Annotated in this window: 2 protein-coding genes; both read right to left on the minus strand. The window is 71.4% G+C overall.

The features are described 5' to 3' along the window. The coding region (locus B0T39_RS24545) for a condensation domain-containing protein (protein ID WP_141111402.1) at positions 1-1559 on the minus strand (1559 nt) is incomplete at its 3' end. Then, positions 1556-2499: phosphopantetheine-binding protein (locus tag B0T39_RS24550; RefSeq protein WP_141111403.1), on the minus strand; the 944-nt coding region annotated here is incomplete at its 5' end. The genes B0T39_RS24550 and B0T39_RS24545, both read right to left, overlap by 4 nt.

Consider the following 2499-nt stretch of genomic DNA (forward strand, 5'->3'; position numbering starts at 1 on the left):
CGTTGGCAGCAGAGTCCGATGCGCTGCTCCGGTAGCACGCCGAGCTGGAGCAATTGCCGGGCCAATTGATTGGCGCGGGCGTCCAGCTCGCGGTAGCGTAGCGCGGCGGTGTCGCCCTGGACGGCGATACGCTCGGGAAAGGCCTGGGCGGCGTGCTCGAACCAGGCGCAGAGATCGGGATGCGGCGGCGCGATGACGAGAGGCGTCGGGCCCAGGGCCTGGGCGGCTTGCTCGGCGTTCAGCAGCGGCAGCCGCGCCACCGGACAATCCGGTTGGGCGACCGCGGCTTGCAGCAGTTCGCGGTAGTGTTCCAGCCAGCGGGCCGCGGTGTCGGCGCCGATCAGGCCGGCGCGGTATTCCAGCGTGGCGCGCAGGCCGTCGCCGGCCGGCTCCAGCATCAGGCTCAGATCGAATTTGGCGTCGGCGGGGAATAGCGGCAGCGCTTCCGCTTCCACGCCCTGCCAGTCCAGGCGGCCCAGCGGCGCGTTCTGCAGCGCGAACAAGGCGCGGAACGGCGCGTCCTGGGCCTGGGCGCGCGGGCCGGCCAGCTTTACCACTTGATCGAAGGGCGCGTGCTGATGGGCGAAGGCGTCCAGGCAGCCGGCGCGGTTGCGCGCCAGCAATTGGGCGAAGCTGGGTGCGCCGCTCAAGTCCTGGCGCAGGATCAGGGTGTTGACGAAGAAGCCCAGGGTTTGTTCGAACTCGGCGCGGTCGCGGTTGGCCACCGGGCTGCCGACGCAGACGTCGTCGCGTCCGCTCAGCCTTTGCAGTAGCGCCTGGAAGCCTGAGAGCAAGGCCATGAACAAGGTGGCGTCGGCGGCGAGGGCCAGCTTGCGCAGCGGGTCGATCAGCGGGGCCGGCAGCGTCAGGCTGACGTGGCCGGCGGCCTCGCTCCGGCTTGGGTCGGCGGCGTAATCGCCGGGTAGCTCCATCTCGCCGTCCAGGCCGGCGAGCCGTTCGCGCCAGTAGTTCAAGGCCTCGTCGTCTTGGACGCGGGTTTCGCGTTCCCATTCCGAGAAATCGGCGTATTGCAGCGCCTCGGGCAGGGCCGGCGCGGGCAGGCCGGCGGCCAGCGCCGGATAGAGCGCGCCCAGCTCGCGCACCAGCACGCCCAGGGACCAGCCGTCGCAGGCGATGTGATGGATCACGATGGACAGCACATGGTGTTGCGGGCCGAGGACGAACAGGCGCGCCCGGATCACCGGATCGCGCCGCAAATCGAAGCGCAGGGCGGCTTCCGCGCGCAGCAGCGCCGCCAGGTCGGCTTCGTCGCAGGCGGTGAGCGGCAGCTCGCAGCCGGCTTCCGGGCGGATCAGTTGGCAGGGTTCGCCGTCGATCAGATCGTATTGGGTGCGCAGGATCTCGTGGCGCGCCACCAGGGCGCCCAGCGCGGCTTGCAGCGCGGCGGCGTCCAGCGCGCCGCGCAGGCGCAGGGCCAGCGGGATGTGGTAGGCGGTGGAGTCCGGCTCAAGGTCCGTCAGCGTCCATAAGCGGCGCTGGGCGCCGGATTGCGGGAAAACATAGGCGTCGAAAGAGGCGTGGGCGTCGATTGCGTTCATGGTTGGCCTTGCTTGGACTGCTGGAATGAGGTGTCGCCGTCGGCGCCGGGGGTGACGCGCGCCAGTTGGCGGCGCGCCGGCCGCACCGGCGCGGCGGCCGAGGCCTGGCCGCGCAGCGCGTCGGCGGCTTGCGCCAGTTCCGCCGCGCGCGGATGTTCAAACAAGAGGCGCAGCGGCAGCGGCACGCCCAGGCGCTCGCGCAGCCGGTTGGCGGCGCGCACCGCCAGGATGGAGTCGCCGCCCAGCTCGAAGAAGCTCTCGTCGCGGCTGACTTGCGGCAGCTGCAAGAGCTCGGCGAACACTTCGGCCACCAGGTATTCGCTGGGCGTGCGCGGCGCTTCGAAGGCGCGCCGGGCCAGCGGCTCTGGCGCGGGCAGCGCGGCGCGGTCCACCTTGCCGTGATGGGTCAGCGGGAAACGCTCCAGCACCACGATAACGGCGGGCAGCATGTGTTCGGGCAACTCGGCGGCCAGCGCGGCGCGCAGGACTGCGGGTTCGGCGTCGCCGACGGCGTAGGCCACCAGCCGGGGTTCGCCGGCGGCGGGGCGGTCCAGCAGGACCAGCGCCTCGCGCACGGCGGGCAGACGGCACAGCGCGGCTTCGATCTCACCCAGTTCGATGCGGAAGCCGCGCAGCTTGACCTGATGATCGGCGCGGCCCAGGTATTCGATTTCGCCGTCGGCGCGGCGGCGGGCCAGATCGCCGGAGCGATACAGGCGAGAGCCGTCGGCGGCGAAGGGATTGGGCAGGAAACGGGAGGCGGTCAGCGCCGGACGGTTCCAGTAGCCGCGAGCGACGCCGGGACCGCCGACATAGATCTCGCCGGGCACGCCGATGGGCACCGGCTGCAGGAAGCGGTCCAGCAGATGGAAGGCCAGATCGGGAATCGGCGGGCCGATGACCTGTCCTTTGCGAGCGTCGAGATCGGCCTGGCGGATGG

It is taken from the genome of Chromobacterium haemolyticum (assembly GCF_002081825.1).
GTDB lineage: Bacteria > Pseudomonadota > Gammaproteobacteria > Burkholderiales > Chromobacteriaceae > Chromobacterium > Chromobacterium fluminis.